This is a genomic window from Oceanobacillus kimchii X50 (assembly GCF_000340475.1).
Lineage (GTDB): Bacteria > Bacillota > Bacilli > Bacillales > Amphibacillaceae > Oceanobacillus > Oceanobacillus kimchii.
The window spans coordinates 669,913-687,163 of sequence record NZ_CM001792.1; the positions used below are offsets into that span (position 1 = coordinate 669,913).

The following is a 17,251-nucleotide window of genomic DNA, read 5'->3' on the forward strand; positions in this document are numbered from 1 at the left end:
AATCTATGTTTCGTCATGTGATCGGAGAAGAGTCAAATAAGATTAAAAATGTTGTAGAAAAAGGTATTGTTAAGCGTTTTGCAGAATCAATTGGTGATTTGCATCCAATTTATGTGAACGAAGAGACCGGGCGACAATCAAGGTATGGAAGAAATATTGCGCCGCCGACGTTTCCAAGAGTATTTGACTATGGGGAGATCAAAGGACTTCAACTTCCAAATAAGGGACTCATACATGGTGAACAAATTTATCACTATGAACGACCTTTATTGGTAGGAGAAGAATTGTATTGTTACACAAAAATAAAAGATTACTATGAAAAAGAAGGTAAAAATGGTTTGATGGGCTTTTTAGTTACAAAAAGATACGGTGAAGATTCACAAGGAAATGTTATTTTTACCGAAGAAGCTACCATCATAATTACAGAAAAAGTAAGGAAGGCGATGGGAGTATGAGTAATCTAGTAAAACTTCAGACTGGTGATAGATTAGAACAAATCACATTACATCCTGTATCGAGAATGGATTTAATTAAATATGCTGGTTCCTCTCTTGATTTTAATCCAATTCATACAATCGATGAAGAAGCAGAAAAAGCTGGCCTTCCGGGAATTATTGCTCATGGCATGTGGACCATGGGAAATCTAACAAAGTTATTTACACCATATTATGAAGAAGGATTTATTCAAGACTATAAGATTCGTTTTGCTGGAATGGTATTTTTAAATGATACGGTAACGTTACAGGCAGAAGTATCCGATAAGGCGAGTGACAACTTACTATTTGATGTCAAAGCTGTTAATCAACATGATAAATCGGTTATTAAAGGGTCGATTAAATTTAAATTATTTGAAGATGAATAGATGAATTTGGGGTGAAATAGATGGAGTTTGAGTACTCAGATAAAGTGAAGTCTTATCAAGAAAAATTGACATCGTTTATGGAATCGTATATTTATCCGAATGAAAAATTATATCAAGAACAACTTGACCCCATGGATCGTTTTTCGACCATCCCACCAATTCTAGAAGAATTGAAACAGAAAGCAAAAGATGAAAAACTATGGAACTTGTTTTTACCAGATAGTGACTACGGAGTGGGATTAACAAACTTGGAATATGCTCCATTGTGTGAAATTATGGGGCGTTCGGGTCTTGCTCCAGAAGTATTTAACTGTGCTGCTCCTGATACAGGTAATATGGAAACAATAGAAAGATATGGCTCTAAGGAGCAAAAAAAAGCATGGTTGGAACCTTTATTAAATGGAGAGATTCGTTCTTGTTTTTCGATGACAGAACCGGATGTTGCTTCATCGGATGCAACAAATATAAAAGCAAGTATTGTCCGGGATGGTGACGAGTATGTTATCAACGGAACAAAATGGTGGTCCTCTGGAGCTGGCGATCCTCGATGTAAAATCGCGATTGTAATGGGAAAGAGTAATCCAACTGCTAAAAAGCATAAACAACAGTCAATGATTCTAGTACCAATGAATACGCCTGGTGTGACGATTAAACGCACATTACCTGTTTTTGGTTACGATCATGCACCACACGGACATGCAGAAATTGAGTATACCAATGTGAGAGTACCCGCATCGAATATGTTGCTAGGAGAAGGTAGAGGATTTGAAATTGCTCAAGGGAGATTAGGGCCGGGGAGAATTCATCATTGTATGAGAACGATAGGGGCAGCGGAACGTGCATTAGAACTTTTATGTAAGCGTGTACTAAGTCGAGAGACATTCGGTAAAAAATTGGCAGAACAAGGTGTTATTCAAGAGTGGATTGCAAATGCAAGGATGAATATAGAACAGGCTCGGTTATTAACTTTAAAAGCTGCTTATATGATGGACACCGTTGGCAATAAGGAAGCAAAATCTGAAATTGCAATGATTAAAGTAGTTGCTCCAAACATGGCACTTGATGTAATTGATAAAGCAATTCAAGTGATGGGAGCAGCAGGAGTTAGTGAAGATTATCCAATTGCTGCAAGTTGGGCTAATATACGAACGTTACGACTTGCTGATGGTCCTGATGAAGTTCATCGCAGGTCTATAGCAAAATGGGAATTGAACAAGTATCAATAATTGGGAGATGAGTGTATGCATGTTAAAGAGTTATTTAATCTCACTGGAAAAACAGCTCTGGTTACAGGCGGAGGACGAGGACTGGGTGAACAAATAGCTGCAGGTTTTGCTGAAGCTGGTGCAAATGTAGTGGTTTGTTCCAGAAAGGAAGAAAATTGTAAGGAAGTAAGTGAAAAGCTAGAGAAAATTGGAGCACAGTCACTAGCATTAAAGTGTGATATTACCAACCCTGAAGATATTAACCAAGTTGTTGAAAAAACCATTGAAAAATTTGGAGCCATTGATATTTTGGTAAATAATAGTGGTGCAACTTGGGGAGCTCCAGTTGATGAAATGCCATTAGAAGCCTTTCAAAAAGTGATAAATGTCAATGTTATCGGGACCTTTTTGATGTCACAAGCGGTAGGTAAAGTCATGAAAGATCAAAAATATGGAAAAATAATCAATATTGCTTCGGTAGCTGGATTAAAAGGTTCTGATCCTGAATTAATGGATGCCATTGGTTATAACACAAGTAAAGGTGGAGTAATTACATTTACAAAAGATCTCGCAGTGAAATGGGGACCAAGTGGAATCTATGTAAATGCCATTGCGCCCGGATTTTTCCCGACTAAAATGTCGAAGGTTTTAATCGAAAGGAGCAAGGATAAGTTTTTAAGCCGAACTCCGCTACGAAAGTTCGGCACAGATACAGACTTAAAAGGAGTGGCATTATTTTTAGCTTCATCTGCTTCTGACTTTGTCACAGGAGAAACTATAGTAGTAGATGGAGGATCTGCGGCAATGTAGCATCATAATTTTCGAAAGGTGAGGTGAATAAGTGATGAATAGAGATGCCGTAATCGTTTCTGCTGTTCGAACAGCAATTGCCAGGCAGGGAGGAGCTTTAGCGACCGTACCTGCACATGTATTTGGAGCAGAAGTAATCAAAGAATCAGTAAAGCGAGCAAAGGTAGATCCAGCGCTAATCGATGATGTAATCATGGGTAATGTACTAAGTGGTGGGGGGAATATTGCTCGATTAGCAGCTTTACAAGCAGATTTATCGATTCATTTACCAGGACTAACCGTTGATCGTCAGTGTGGTTCGGGAATAAATGCAATTGTTCTGGCACAGCAAGCTATTCAGTCGGGGATGGGAGACATTTATGTTGCTGGAGGTATTGAAAGTATGAGTCGTGCTCCATATTTGATGGATCGACCAGAGCAAGCATATAGTCCCGTGCCGCCAACGATTCGAAAATCCAAACTCTCTCCAGATCGTATAGGTGACCCGCCAATGGGAATAACAGCGGAGAACCTCGTAAATAAGTATAACATCTCAAGAGAAGAGCAAGATGAATATGCTCTTTCAAGTCAACAACGAATGGGAGAAGCAATGCGTGAAGGACGGTTTAAAGAACAAATTGTACCAATTTCAGTTCCTAAACGGAAAGAAAGTGCAATTGTATTCGATATTGATGAGCATCCACGTCCGAATTCGACTATTGAAGGATTAGAAAAATTACCACCTGCTTTTGTTAAGGAGGGGACAGTGACTGCAGGCAGTAGTTCTGGACTAAATGACGCAGCATCTGCACTTGTCATTATGGCTAGAGAAAAGGCAGAAGAATTAGGTTTAAGCCCATTGGCGATTATTAGAAATTCTGCAGTAGCCGGGGTGGATCCAAATGTAATGGGTATCGGTCCAGTACCAGCTACACAAAAACTACTCAGAAGAGAAAATATAAATTTAAGAGATATCGATCTTATTGAGTTAAATGAAGCATTTGCAGCTCAAGTTATTGCCTGCGATCGAGTGCTAGAATTTGACAGAAAAAAATTAAATGTAAATGGTGGAGCGATTGCTCATGGACACCCTCTTGGAGCAACAGGAGCTATTCTAATGACAAAAATGGTTTATGAGTTACAACGAAGTGGTGGCAAATATGGTCTTGTAACAGCGTGTATCGGTGGGGGACAAGGAATTTCCGCATTGATTGAAAGTGTGTAGTAGTGAGGTTAATTCTGGGACTTATAACCATTTGTGTGGATTATGTATGCTATAATATAACCCACAAAAATGAGAGGAACATAGATTATGAGAGATAAAATAATTCAAGTGAGTATACCATTGTTTGATACACATGGTTACAGTGAAACATCAATTCAAGATATTGTCGATGCAATTGGAGTTACAAAAGGTACTTTTTACTATTACTACAAGAGCAAACAAGAGTTATTAAAGGATATCAATTTAACCTATATTCAAAATCTTCTGCTTGCGCAAGAAGAAATATTGAATAATAATACACAGACCTATAAAGAAAAGCTATACAATAATGTGTTATTAATCATCCGTAATATTCGAAAACAGCGACAAAGTGCAAGAATCTTTGCAAGAGAAATTCGTCATTTGCAAGGTGAAAACTTAGAAATCGTTAGACATATACGAAATAAATTTAGAAACAACACTCAAAGTATTATTACTAAGGGAATAGAAGCAGGGGAATTTAATAAAAATATACGTCCTGATATTTTAACGTTAGGAATTCTCGGAATTACAAACTGGAGTTACTATTGGTTTAATCCAGATGGAGAAGTATCTGAAAAACAACTTACCGATTATTATATGGAGTTAATTTTAAACGGAATTAATCAGGAATAAAAAGATAGAAAGCTATATGGAAAGGAGGATGTATATGAATGATGAAATTGAAGTATATGTAAGGTTTAGTGAAACGGATATGCTTGGACACGTAAACAATACGAGTTATTTCTTATATTTCGAAGAGGCTCGTACTAAATTCTTTAAGAAAATCCATCCTAATCGAGATTCCTCCTTTGGATTTATATTAGCATCTATTAAATGTGATTTTTTAAAGCAGGCTTATGGTGATGAAACATTAAAAGTAATTACAACTATATCAAAAATTGGTGATAAGAGTTTTCATATGCAACACATGTTAGTTAATAAACAGCATGAAAAAATTGCCCAAGCGACAGCTGTAATTGTTTGTTTTAATTATGAGAAGCAACAATCGGTAGCTATCCCAGTACAATTAAGAGAAAATCTTGAAGCATGGTTAACAACAACTGTGAAATGAATTTTTCTAAGTAAGGAGGGTAAAGATGGCAGCAGAGACAATTCCAGTTCGTCGTGGAGAAGAAATTAATCAAAGAGCTTTGGAAGATTTCTTAAGGGAAAAGCTAACAGATTTACCAAATGGAACTTTAACGATGAAGCAATTTAGTGCAGGACGTTCGAATCTGACTTACCTATTGAAGGTTGGGAATTGGGAAGCGGTTTTGAGAAGGCCTCCATTAGGTCCAGTTGCTCCCAAAGCTCATGATATGGGTAGAGAATTTAGTATTTTAAAGGAAATACAAGCCCATTTTTCTCCTGCTCCTAGAGCATATATATACGGGGATGAAAATGTCATTGGAAGTCCCTTTTTTGTAATGGAAAGAAAAAAAGGAATTGTATTAGATACGGATTTTCCTGAAGAGACACAGGTTACAGATGATTTATGCAGAAAAGTATCAGAGAATATGGTTGATACACTAGTAGAGCTTCATCAGATAGATTATTCCCAAACGAATTTAGTGAATTTCACAAAACCCCAGGGCTTTTTAGAAAGACAGGTTCATGGGTGGATAAAGAGGTATGATCGAGCAAAAACAGATGATATTAACGGAGTGGAACAACTGAAATCGTGGTTGATGAAACATATTCCAAATTCTTCGGAAACCACCATTATTCATTATGATTATAAATTAAATAATTTAATGTTTAATGAGGACTTTAGTGAAATTGTCGGATTATTTGATTGGGAAATGACCACAGTCGGCGATCCTTTAGCAGATTTAGGAGTTGCGATGAGTTATTGGACAGAAGCAATTGATTCTCCATTATTGAAAAAAGGATTAGATGATAAAGAGGTAACGACAAAATATTCAGGATTTTTGACTAGAAATGACTGGATAGAATCATATTCCAAAAAAAGTGGAAGAGATGTTTCCAATATCCATTTTTATTTAACATTTGCTTATTTTAAACTGGCAGTAATCTGTCAACAAATTTATTATCGTTGGTTTCAAGGTCAAACAAACGATGAACGATTTAAGGATTTAAATGGTTATGTAAGAAACCTCATCACGTTTGCACTGGAAAATACCCATAAAAAAATATAATCCATTTGAATGAGGTGTTTAATTGGGGAAAATTCATGTTTTGCTCAAGAAAGAGGATTTAAATCGTAAAAAGTTAGATGGTAAGGTAGTTGTTGTTTTTGATATATTATTAGCTACTTCTACTATTACTGCCGTATTAGAGCATGGTGCAAATGAAGTTATTCCAGTACTTAATGGAGAGGAAGCGAAACGTGAAGCATGTAAAACAGGGAAGGAAAACTGTATATTGGTCGGAGAATATCAAGGATTAACTTTAGAGGGTTTTCTTTCTCCTAGTCCAAGTAATCTCATTGAACAAGTGAAAGAAAAAACGGTCATACTCTCTACAACGAATGGAACTGTTGCAATGAAGAACGCTCATGCGGCAAACGAAGTATATGCTGCTTCATTATTAAATTCAGTTTCTGTAGCAAATGAAATTTTGCAATATTACGAAAATGAAACGATTATATTAGCATGTTCTGGTTCATCTGGTGAATTTAATATAGAAGATTTCTATGGAGCTGGTTATTTCATTGAATGTCTCAAAAAATATTCTAAAGAGGGTTTGGAGTGGGATTTGACAGATACAGCCATGACAGCACATCAATTTTATCTTGGGAAAGTTAATCAAGCAGAAGAAGTATTACAAAACTCTCGGGTAGGCAGAAAGTTAGTTGAGATGGGGATTCATCATGATATTGGCTATGTAGCTAAAAAAGATGTTTGTTTTGTAGTTCCATATTTAAAAGATGGTACGTATGTGATTCATAAAAAATTTAAGAGGTGAAGAAAATGTCTGATTTTAAATATGAAGATGTAATTGTAGATATAAAAGAGAACGTAATGTATCTAACGTTAAATCGACCAGATAGTTTAAACGCGTTTAGTCCAGAGATGATACTAGGTTTAAAAGAATCTCTAACCGAAGCGAACACGAATGATCGGGTAAAAGCTATTGTTATCAAAGGATCAGGAAGATCTTTTAGTGCCGGTGGGGATGTAAAAACAATGGGGAAGAAGGATCCTATTCACACTTACGATCATATCGGTAAACTAAATGAGTTAATCATTCAAATGAATAATTTAGAAAAGCCAATAATTGCTGCAGTACATGGGTATGCTGCTGGTGCTGGTTTCAACTTGGCGTTGGCAAGTGATTTAATTGTAGCGACAGAAGGAAGTAATTTTATCCTTAGTTTTTCTAAAGTCGGTTTAATTTCTGATGGTGGTGGATTATATTTTCTTCCAAGGATAGTTGGTCCATACCTAGCAAAAGAGTTATTTTTTAATGCAGAGCCAATCTCTGTTGAGAAGGCGCACTCTTTAGGTATTGTTAATCAAATCTATACAGTAGATCAATTTGATGATGAAGTCGAAAAGTTTGCGTCTAAGATTGCTTCTGGTCCTAGTTATGCGTATGGATTTATTAAAAAACTTACCAATCTCTCACTTACTTCTAGTTTGTCAGAAATTCTTGAGCAAGAGAGAATTACTCAGGCGACGATGGTGACAACCGAGGATCACGCAGAAGGAGTGCAAGCGTTTAAGGAAAAGAGAAATCCGCAATTTGGTAAAAACGAGAGCAAAGAAAGTAGAAGATAATCAATTGGAAAAGTATTTTTGCTGGACAAAATGTAAACGCTTTAATTTAGTTCGGATTATAGCGATAACTTGGCTTTGTTTGAAATGGAAGACGGTTACTCCTACAGGAACAGCTCGAGCTGAAGATCCGCTTTAAAAATTTCTTCTTTTCAAGTTAGCTAAAAACTTTGCCTGCTAAAAAGCGTCCGTCTGCAATGAAAATCAAAACGTCGACATTCAGATTTGACATGAAATATCTATTATGAAATTGACTCACTTTATGTAAATTTATACAAAGAAGGGGGAGAATGCATGGAGATATTAATACAGCAGTTATTCAATGGGTTAACGATAGGGAGTGTATATAGTTTAGTAGCGTTAGGGCTCACACTAGTTTATGGGATTTTGCATGTACCAAATTTTGCTCATGGAGCTATTTATATGATTGGTGGTTATGTAACGTTAACCATGATGGTCTATGCGGGATTATCCTATTGGCTAGCTATGATTATCTCTGTACTGGTGGTTGGAACTCTAGCATTATTAATGGAACGTCTCATATTTCATCCTCTAAGAAATTCTATATCCATTAATAGTATGATTGCTGCAATTGGGATGTTGTTATTTTTAGAAGCGTTTGCTCAGTTGTTCTGGGGACCGGATTATCGCGAAATGCCAACACCATATAATGAGGTCGTAAACGTATTTGGATTAACATTTACTGTCCAAAGAATTTTAATTGTTGTGGCAGCAATTGTTGTCATGATACTACTTTATGTTTTTCTTAAAAAAACGTTTATAGGTCGAACAATCATTGCATTGTCACAAAATCGAGAAGGAGCGTTTTTGGTTGGAATCAATGCGAATAAAGTTGCCATGTTGACGTTTTTTATAGCTGGTGCTCTAGCGGCAATTGCAGCATCGCTTACATCACCGATTAATCTAGTATTTCCGGGCATGGGGCATCTCGTTATTTTAAAGGCATTTGTCATTATTATTATCGGTGGTATGGGGAGTATACCTGGTGCCATTGTAGGTGGTTACATTTTAGGATTTAGTGAAAGTATTGGGGCAACCTATATTTCGAGTGATTATAAAGATATCATTGCTTTCGTTCTTCTGATCATTATTCTCTCTATCAAACCTAATGGCATATTTGCAAAGGGGGAACATTAATTGATCAAAAATAATACACAAAAATACATTGTTTTAGGATTGCTTTTAGTTGCCCTTCTTTTCCCTCTATTCACACAAAATAATTACTATATTCATGTAATGACTTTATCGTTTATATGGATGATAGCCGTGTATGGCTTAAATATTCTGGCAGGATATACTGGTTATTTATCACTTGCTCATGCTGGATTTTTTGCAATAGGGGCATATGCATTAGGGTTATTAACGGTGAAAGCAGAAGTAGGTTTTTGGCTAGCTCTATTTTTAGCACCAATTATAACAACAATCATTGGGTTTGGTATTGGATTAATTGCATTGCGCACCAAGGAACACTTCTTTGCTATATATACGCTTTGTGTAGGGTATGTCATCTATTTATTAATTGATAAGTGGGATAGTTTGACAGAAGGTGTTCGAGGTTTAATGGGAATACCGTTACCATCTGATATTGGACCGATCTCTTTTGAAAGTAACATCGCACAATATTATTTCATTTTAGTCATATTGCTTTTCTCTATTTTCGTTATTTATAGAATTGTAAATTCCATAGTCGGAAGAAAGCTAGTTGCAATTCGAAATAGTGAACAACTTGCACTATCATTAGGTATTTCAACGAAAAAAAATAAACTACTTGCCTTTGTTTTATCTACCTTTTTTGCTGGGTTAGCCGGTGCGTTATATGCAAGTTTTATACGTTTTTTAGGTCCAGATATCGGTTCTACAAATATAACATTTGATCTACTGATGTATTTAATTGTTGGAGGTATTGGTACATTATCTGGTCCGATTATAGGAACACTTCTAGTAGTATGGCTTTCTCAGAACTTACAATTCTTACAAGATTATCGAATGTTAATCTTTGGTCCATTACTAGCATTATTAATCATCTTCTCACCTCGAGGTATAGTAGGTATGTTTTCTAGTATGAAGCAAAACTTACAGCAAAAAAGAACTTTACGGCAAAAAGAACAAAAAAAAGAAGCGTAGAAAGGGGTGTCATACATGTATATTGAAACAAAGGAATTATCCAAGCAGTTTGGAGGTTTAAGAGCCGTAAATAATGTTGATTTTTCAATAGATAAAGGGAAAATAAACGCAATTATTGGCCCAAACGGTGCTGGAAAAACAACATTTTTTAACCTAATCAGTGGTGTTTACAAACCTACCTCAGGGCAAGTGATGTTTAAAGGCAAAGATATTTCTACATTGCCAGCAAATAAGATAGCTGAATTAGGGGTTGCACGAACTTTCCAAACTACACATCTATTTGAAAAATCAAATGTTTTTGAAAATGTTGTCGTTGGTCATAGTTTACGAACCCAATCAAATTTGTGGGATGCGATCTTTCGAACAAAACGGTTAAAGCAAGAACAAGAGCGTTCAAATCAGAAAGCACTAGAAGTCATATCCTTTGTTGGCTTATCCAGTGTAGCCGATGTACCTGTTGCAAATTTATCGCAAGAAGAGAAAAAGAGAGTAGCATTTGCACTTGCATTAGCAACAGATCCTGAAATTATATTTCTAGATGAACCGACAGCTGGAGTTAATCCGGATGAAACCGAAGAATTATCCGCTTTAATTAAAAAAATGGCGCAACAAGGAATAACTATTTGTTTAATTGAACACAAGATGAAAATGATTATGGAATTAGCTGACAAGATCATGGTATTAAATTATGGTGAAAAGATTGCTGAAGGCACACCAAATGAAATAAATCAGAATGAAGAAGTGATTCGTGCTTATTTAGGAGGGAGTGCAAGTGCTTAAGCTAAATAAAGTTACGGTCAAATATGGAAATTATGCTGCTGTAAACAATATCAATATTCAAGTTAAACAGGGAGAAATTGTTGTATTACTAGGGGCGAACGGGGCTGGGAAGAGTACAGTATTCCATTCGATAAGTGGATTGAAAAAAACAGCTTCTGGAGAAATTGAGTTTGAAGGGGTGGCGTTGAAGGGAAAATCACCAGATAAAATTGTGCAAGCAGGTATTGTACAATGTGCGGAAGACAGGAAGTTATTCCCCCGAATGACGGTATATGACAACTTGATAATGGGAGCTTATATTCATCGGAAAACAAAAAGTAGAATTAAACAGACTATAAAGGAAGTATATGAGTTATTTCCAATATTATATGAGAAACGCCATGATATGGCTGGTTCACTGAGTGGAGGACAACAACAGATGGTAGCTATTGGCAGAGCACTTATGGCGAAGCCTAAGTTAATGTTGTTAGATGAACCATCTATAGGGTTAGCACCTTTAATTGTGGAGCAAATGTTTGATAGTATTCAACAGATTAATCAGGAAGGAACTACTATTCTACTAGCCGAACAAAATGCAAATGCCGCTTTGAATATTGCTGATAAGGGATATGTCTTTGAAAACGGGGGGGTTGTAGTAGAAGGTTCAAAAGAAGAATTACTTTCAAACGAAGAAGTTAGAAAGGCTTATATAGGGGCTTAAATCCTTTGTATTTAAAAAATAGGAGGAATTATAATGAGAATAAACAAAATTTTCTTAAGTTTGATTTCCTTATTAGTTATTGTCGTTTTAGCGGGGTGCATTGATGGTAGTTCAACAACAAATAATAATAGTACGGACTCTAGTACGAATGCGGAGACAAAGGAGAAGGTTGTTAACATTGGATATACCGGTCCTTTAAGTGGTTCTGCTGCTTTATATGGAGAAAATACTTTAAATGGTTTAGAGATGGCTGCAGAAGAAATTAATGAAGAAGGATTTGAGGTTAATGGTGAAACATATAAGTTAAATATTGTTTCTCTTGATGATAAGTATTTACCAAATGAATCAGCTTCTAATGCAAAACGATTAGTGCAAGAAAATGCTACACCAATTATTTATGCTCCACATAGTGGGGGGATTGCAGCGCTACAAGTGTTTAATGAACAAGAAAACTTTATTATTGGGGCTTACTCTAGTGAACCTGCAATTACGGAACAAGGCAATGAATTAACCGTAAGAATTCCGCCTAGTTATCATGGATATGTCGAGCCTTTTACAAAATATTCGATGGATCGGTTTGGGAATAAATTAGCGGCGATTCCTCCAGTAACACAGTATGGTCAAGATTGGGCTGATGAATTACTTCCGTATTGGGAGGAACAAGGAGGAGAGGTAGTACATGAGGCATCGGTAGATTTTGCAAAAGAAACGGATTTTTATACATTATTGACAAATGCCTTAGAGTCAGACCCTGATGTAATTTTCCTAGGAGGACCATCTGAACCAACAGCGAATGTTGTTAATCAAGCGAGACAACTTGGATTTGAAGGTGGATTTATTATTATGGACCAAGCAAAATTAGATGAAATGAAGCGAATTACAGAAACGTATGAAGTTCTAGAAGGTGCAATTGGGACCATGCCATTGGTAGAAGCGGATTATCCTGGAGTTCCAGCATTTGTAGAGAAATATACAGAAGAGCACGGAATTGAACCAGGATCAGAAGCTGGTTTCCATTATGTGAGTTTGCATATTTTTGTAGAAGCAATGAAAGCAGCAGGAAATGTAGAGGATGCCACTGTAATTCGAGAGCATATACAGGCTGGATTAGATGCGTTACCAGAAGAAAAACAAGTATATGTCATTCCAAATATAGATGAAAATGGAGGATTCGAAATTCTTACGAGAGTTAGTGCAGTTGAAGATGGAGAAATAATAGGAATTCCAATTGATTAAAGTATCTACGAAGAATTAATCATCTAGTAGAGGTTGAGATTTTGTTCAAAGAACGAACGATAACTAGAAGAAGCAGAAGAAATATTAAGGTTTGGGGGAGAAGGACTGTGCAGACATCCTATGCATGAGCAACCGGAGTATATTTCTTTTCTGATAGTTTTCTTTATATATCATTCGTTTAAGTAAATACCTGTCTCAGCCTCTTTGCTTTTTTCTATAGTACATTGAAACTTGCAACAATAGGAGGTCATACAGTTTGAACTTTGAATTAGATAAAAACATTCAATCTTTAAAAGAAAACGTTCGAAACTTTATTCAAACAGAGGTAGAGCAGGTCGCTGATGATATTGAACAAAAAAATAGAATCCCCGAACGAATAATTGAATTATCAAAAGAAATGGGGTTATTTGGTTTAAGTATCCCTGAACACTACGGTGGAATAGGGATTGGAATGATAGGAAAGTGTGCATTATATGAAGAAATTGGAGCAACGCATAATGGATATACGACTCTAATCGGAGCTCATACTGGAATTGGTACTGTTGGAATAGTGGAAATGGGGAATGAAGAACAAAAGCAAAAATACTTGCCTTCCATGGCAAGTGGAGAAAAATTAGGTGCATTTGCGCTAACTGAACCTGAAGCTGGATCGAACGCAAGTGCATTAAAAACTTCTGCCGTTAAAAAGGGAGATAAATATATATTAAATGGAATAAAACATTACATTACCAATGCCACAGAAGCAGAAGTGTTTACTGTGATGGCAGTTACAGATCCAACGAAAGGAGCAAAAGGCATCTCTTCTTTTATTGTAGAAAAGAGAGCTCCGGGATTTCATATAGGAGCGATTGAAGAAAAAATGGGTCTGAGAGGTTCTCACTCAGCGGAAATAATTTTAGAGAATTGTGAAGTGCCTGCGGAAAATTTACTAGGTGAAGAAGGTCAGGGGTATGTAAATGCCTTAAAAATTTTAACCAATGGTCGTGCTGGTTTGGCAGCTCGGAATTTAGGTTCAAGCCAAAAGTTATTAGATATGTCGACTACTTATGCAATTGAAAGAAAACAATTCGGTAAGTCGATTATTGAACACCAAGCAGTTGCACACATGTTAGCTGAAATGGCTGTAGAGATAGAGGCATTACGGGCTTTGACTTATAAAGTGGCATGGATGGTTGACAATGGAGAAAATGTAATTAAGGAAGCAGCGATGTTAAAACTGTATGGTTCGGAAGTATACAACCGAGTAGCAGATAAAGCAGTTCAAGTTCATGGAGGGATTGGATATATTTCAGATTTTCCTGTGGAACGATTTTATAGAGATGCGCGAATTACACGAATTTATGAAGGAACATCGGAAATTCAGAAGAATATTATTGCTGGACAATTAAAGAAACATTATAGCTAAGGGCAAGTTGTAGGGAGGTATAGGTATGGACGATCCGATAGTTATTGTCAGTGCAACTAGAACACCAATTGGAGCATATGGTAAATCATTGAAAAATGTATCTTCTGGTCATCTAGCAAGTCATGTGATTAAAGAAGTGCTACAAAGAGTTTATATGCCAGCTGATCACGTAGATGAGGTTATTTTAGGAGAAGTAAGACAAACGACGGAATCATCGAATATTGCTAGAGTAGCAGCGCTAAGAGCGGGTATCCCTGAACAAGTGACTGCTTTTACAGTAAATAGATTATGTGCATCTGGAATCCAGGCAGTGACATCTGGAGTACAACAAATTCTTAGTAATCAAGCTGATATTGTCATAGCGGGTGGGACAGAGAGTATGAGCCGTTCTCCAATATACTTACGAAATACTAGATTTGGAGGAGATCGAACAACCATTGTCGATTCTAATTTAGAAGCAGGACAACAACCTCAAGAAATCTATGGTAAGAATCTATCTATGGGTATTACAGCTGAGAATGTTGCTAGAAAATATAATATATCAAGAGAAGATCAAGATGCATTTGCGATAGAAAGTCAGCGCAGAGCAAAAAAAGCTATAGAAAGTGGACGGTTTAAAGATGAAATAGCTCCTATTGAGGTTGTGGAAAAGAAACAGATATCTATATTTGAAGTAGATGAATATCCTCGATTTGATACATCTCTAGAGAAACTAGCAAATCTTAATCCAGTATTTGAAGCAGGTGGGACGGTGACTGCTGGTAATGCTTGCGGCAGAAATGATGGTGCCTCAGCTTTGGTTATTATGAAAGAATCACATGCCAAACATCTTGGCTTGCAACCACTCGCAAGAATCGTAGATTGGAGTACAGCGGGTGTTTCCCCTGAAATAATGGGAATTGGCCCAGTACCGGCAGTCAAACAACTACTTAAACGAAATCAAAAAACAATCCAAGACATAGATTTACTAGAATTGAATGAAGCTTTCGCTTCTCAATCCGTTGCTGTTATTCGTGAACTAGGTTTGGATCATGAAAAAGTAAATGTTAATGGAGGGGCGATTGCGTTAGGTCATCCGGTCGGTGCTACGGGCACCCGGATAATTACGACATTAATCTATGAACTAATAAAAAGAAAACAGCAATATGGTATAGCAACTTTATGCGCTGGTGGCGGCCAAGGAATGGCAATATTGATCGAACAGTGCTAAGTTATTTTGCAGTATCAGGATAAGTTGATTTGATATGGAAAAGTGATTGTTTAATTAAACGACGTAAGATATCAAGATTAATATCACTGAGTTTGTTAATATAAACACACGATTTTCCGGTAGTGTATTTACCTAAAGCTGTCATTAATTCACTATCTTGAACAATATCTGTTGCGAGATAGAGACTAATTTTTGATTTTCTGGGAGAGTATCCTACTATTAAAAATTCTCCGGAGTGGCCAGAAGCGTATTTATAATTGTATTTTCCAAAGCCAATAATACTTGTTCCCCACATTTTTGCTGGATACTCAGTAGATTCGGTAAATATATCTAATAGTTTATAAGCATCTTCTTTCTTTTGAAGATGATCAACACTTTCGATGAATTGAATAACACTGTTTTCTGTTTCTTTTGTTTTTAGTTCATACATTTTCATCACTCCTAATCCTATGATTGATAATAGTATAACAAATATTTACAATATATTTTTGATTTAGATTGCAACTGGCAGTTTTTTATCAGGCACGGCATCACTCACTAGGAAATCATTTAAAAAATAATAAATGAATAATTTAAATTTCCTATTGATTATTTTATGGTTATCATATAAGATATTAAAAAGTTAATTTTTAAAAAATTAAATATAGTTAGACTTATCAAGAGAGACGGAGGGATTGGCCCGATGAAGTCTCAGCAACCAGCCTTATAAGGTATGGTGCTAATTCCAATAGGCTTATATGCCTTAAAGATAAGAAGAACAATGTAGGTTAACCCTTCTTCTTACTTTTAGAAGAAGGGTTTTTGTTTGTAAAAATAATGAAGGAGGAGATTATGATGAAGCGTAGTTTAAAAAGACGTTTGCAAGAAGGTACGGTAATAGTAGGAGAAGGATATTTATTTGAATTAGAGAGGAGAGGGTATTTACAGGCAGGTTCGTTTGTACCAGAAGTAGCACTTGCGAACCCGGATGCTTTAAAACAAACGTATCGTGATTTTATGAATGCTGGTTCGGATGTTGTATTAGCATTTACATACAATGCACATCGAGAAAAAATGCGCATTATTGGCAAGGAAAAATTATTAGAACCATTGAATAGAAGTGCTATTCGTTTAGCAAAGGAAGTAGCGAAAGAGCATCCATTGGAAGAAGCATTAGTTGCAGGAAATATATCTAATACAAATATCTTTGACCCTTATGATGAATCAAGCAAATCTAAAGTTAGAGAGATGTTCGCTGAAATGGCTCAGTGGAGTAAAGAAGAAGATGTTGATTTTATTAATGGTGAAACATTTTATTATCATGAAGAAGCAGAAATTGCTTTGGAAGAAATATTGAAAAAAGACTTGCCAGCTGTCATTACACTAGGGTTAATGGGAGAAAACATTTTAAGGGATGGCTATACGGTAGAGGAATCTTGTAAAATATTATCGGAAAAGGGAGCACTTGTAGTTGGAATGAATTGTTTCCGAGGTCCAGATACGATGCAACCTTATATTGCAAAAATTAGAAAGCATGTAGACGGTTATGTAGGAGCATTACCCATTCCATATCGTACATCAGATGAGCATCCGACATTTTTTAATTTACCTGATGGTGGTTGTAGTTGCCATTTGCCTACTGAAACAACTTTTCCAACTGCTTTAGATCCACTGTACCATAACCGTTATGAATTAGCAGAGTGGGCAAAAGAAGCAAAGGGGATTGGTGTTAATTATATTGGGTTATGTTGTGGAGCATCTCCAGCAATGCTTAGAGCTGTTGCAGAGGCAGTCGGTAAGGAGACCATTAATTCTCCCTATTCTCCTAATATGGAGAAGCATTTCTTGTTTGGGAAAGATAAAACATTAAAAGAACATAATGTAGGCTATCGATTTAAGGCATAACAAATCTTATATTGATGTTAAATCTCCTATACTATTCATTTAGATACAG

General features: G+C 36.2%; 19 protein-coding genes and 1 riboswitch. Of the genes, 18 read left to right on the forward strand and 1 reads right to left on the reverse strand.

What is annotated here, in order from left to right; translation table 11 throughout:
* The first annotated feature begins 5 nt into the window (after positions 1 to 5).
* The 17 genes from C794_RS03720 (at position 6) to C794_RS03800 (ending at position 15,318) form a co-directional block, all read left to right on the forward strand.
* Positions 6 to 455: a MaoC family dehydratase N-terminal domain-containing protein gene (locus tag C794_RS03720; RefSeq protein WP_017795790.1), complete on the forward strand. Its 450-nt coding sequence runs from the start codon at positions 6 to 8 to the stop codon at positions 453 to 455.
* Entirely contained in the window at positions 452 to 862 is a 411-nt protein-coding gene (locus tag C794_RS03725) for a MaoC family dehydratase (protein ID WP_017795791.1), read from the forward strand. The genes C794_RS03720 and C794_RS03725 overlap by 4 nt, the downstream gene beginning before the upstream one ends.
* A gap of 20 nt (positions 863 to 882) precedes the next feature.
* Positions 883 to 2,088, forward strand: coding sequence for an acyl-CoA dehydrogenase (locus C794_RS03730; protein WP_017795792.1), 1,206 nt, complete (start codon positions 883 to 885; stop codon positions 2,086 to 2,088).
* Positions 2,089 to 2,103: 15 nt separating this feature from the next.
* Entirely contained in the window at positions 2,104 to 2,877 is a 774-nt protein-coding gene (locus C794_RS03735) for an SDR family oxidoreductase (RefSeq protein WP_017795793.1), read from the forward strand.
* A 34-nt stretch (positions 2,878 to 2,911) separates the two neighbouring features.
* Complete coding sequence (locus C794_RS03740) at positions 2,912 to 4,081, forward strand: thiolase family protein (protein ID WP_017795794.1); 1,170 nt, start codon at positions 2,912 to 2,914, stop codon at positions 4,079 to 4,081.
* 87 nt (positions 4,082 to 4,168) lie between these two features.
* Positions 4,169 to 4,735, forward strand: coding sequence for a TetR/AcrR family transcriptional regulator (locus C794_RS03745; RefSeq protein ID WP_017795795.1), 567 nt, complete (start codon positions 4,169 to 4,171; stop codon positions 4,733 to 4,735).
* A gap of 34 nt (positions 4,736 to 4,769) precedes the next feature.
* Positions 4,770 to 5,174: an acyl-CoA thioesterase gene (locus C794_RS03750; RefSeq protein ID WP_017795796.1), complete on the forward strand. Its 405-nt coding sequence runs from the start codon at positions 4,770 to 4,772 to the stop codon at positions 5,172 to 5,174.
* Positions 5,175 to 5,199: 25 nt separating this feature from the next.
* Positions 5,200 to 6,261, forward strand: coding sequence for a phosphotransferase family protein (locus C794_RS03755; protein WP_017795797.1), 1,062 nt, complete (start codon positions 5,200 to 5,202; stop codon positions 6,259 to 6,261).
* Between the two features lie 22 nt (positions 6,262 to 6,283).
* Complete coding sequence (locus tag C794_RS03760; RefSeq protein ID WP_017795798.1) at positions 6,284 to 7,030, forward strand: 2-phosphosulfolactate phosphatase; 747 nt, start codon at positions 6,284 to 6,286, stop codon at positions 7,028 to 7,030.
* 5 nt (positions 7,031 to 7,035) lie between these two features.
* The gene (locus tag C794_RS03765; RefSeq protein ID WP_017795799.1) at positions 7,036 to 7,845 is read left to right on the forward strand and encodes an enoyl-CoA hydratase/isomerase family protein; all 810 of its coding nucleotides are present in this window, start codon (positions 7,036 to 7,038) and stop codon (positions 7,843 to 7,845) included.
* A 291-nt stretch (positions 7,846 to 8,136) separates the two neighbouring features.
* The gene (locus C794_RS03770; protein ID WP_017795800.1) at positions 8,137 to 9,000 is read left to right on the forward strand and encodes a branched-chain amino acid ABC transporter permease; all 864 of its coding nucleotides are present in this window, start codon (positions 8,137 to 8,139) and stop codon (positions 8,998 to 9,000) included.
* On the forward strand, positions 9,001 to 9,987 hold the full coding sequence (locus tag C794_RS03775) for a branched-chain amino acid ABC transporter permease (protein ID WP_017795801.1): 987 nt from the start codon (positions 9,001 to 9,003) through the stop codon (positions 9,985 to 9,987).
* Positions 9,988 to 10,002: 15 nt separating this feature from the next.
* Positions 10,003 to 10,767, forward strand: a complete 765-nt coding sequence (locus C794_RS03780; protein WP_017795802.1) for an ABC transporter ATP-binding protein — start codon at positions 10,003 to 10,005, stop codon at positions 10,765 to 10,767.
* On the forward strand, positions 10,760 to 11,467 hold the full coding sequence (locus C794_RS03785; RefSeq protein ID WP_017795803.1) for an ABC transporter ATP-binding protein: 708 nt from the start codon (positions 10,760 to 10,762) through the stop codon (positions 11,465 to 11,467). The genes C794_RS03780 and C794_RS03785 overlap by 8 nt, the downstream gene beginning before the upstream one ends.
* A gap of 33 nt (positions 11,468 to 11,500) precedes the next feature.
* A complete protein-coding gene (locus C794_RS03790) occupies positions 11,501 to 12,703 on the forward strand; it encodes an ABC transporter substrate-binding protein (RefSeq protein WP_017795804.1) in 1,203 nt (400 codons plus the stop codon).
* Between the two features lie 256 nt (positions 12,704 to 12,959).
* On the forward strand, positions 12,960 to 14,108 hold the full coding sequence (locus C794_RS03795; RefSeq protein ID WP_017795805.1) for an acyl-CoA dehydrogenase family protein: 1,149 nt from the start codon (positions 12,960 to 12,962) through the stop codon (positions 14,106 to 14,108).
* A gap of 25 nt (positions 14,109 to 14,133) precedes the next feature.
* The gene (locus C794_RS03800; protein WP_017795806.1) at positions 14,134 to 15,318 is read left to right on the forward strand and encodes a thiolase family protein; all 1,185 of its coding nucleotides are present in this window, start codon (positions 14,134 to 14,136) and stop codon (positions 15,316 to 15,318) included.
* A 1-nt stretch (position 15,319) separates the two neighbouring features.
* Here the strand turns inward: C794_RS03800 and C794_RS03805 are convergent, their stop codons facing one another.
* The gene (locus C794_RS03805) at positions 15,320 to 15,748 is read right to left on the reverse strand and encodes a DUF1801 domain-containing protein (protein WP_017795807.1); all 429 of its coding nucleotides are present in this window, start codon (positions 15,746 to 15,748) and stop codon (positions 15,320 to 15,322) included.
* A 220-nt stretch (positions 15,749 to 15,968) separates the two neighbouring features.
* Positions 15,969 to 16,073: riboswitch (SAM riboswitch) on the forward strand.
* Positions 16,074 to 16,152: 79 nt separating this feature from the next.
* On the opposite strand from C794_RS03805, the gene C794_RS03810 reads away from it, so the two are divergent.
* Complete coding sequence (locus C794_RS03810) at positions 16,153 to 17,202, forward strand: homocysteine S-methyltransferase family protein (RefSeq protein WP_017795808.1); 1,050 nt, start codon at positions 16,153 to 16,155, stop codon at positions 17,200 to 17,202.
* Positions 17,203 to 17,251: the final 49 nt, after the last annotated feature.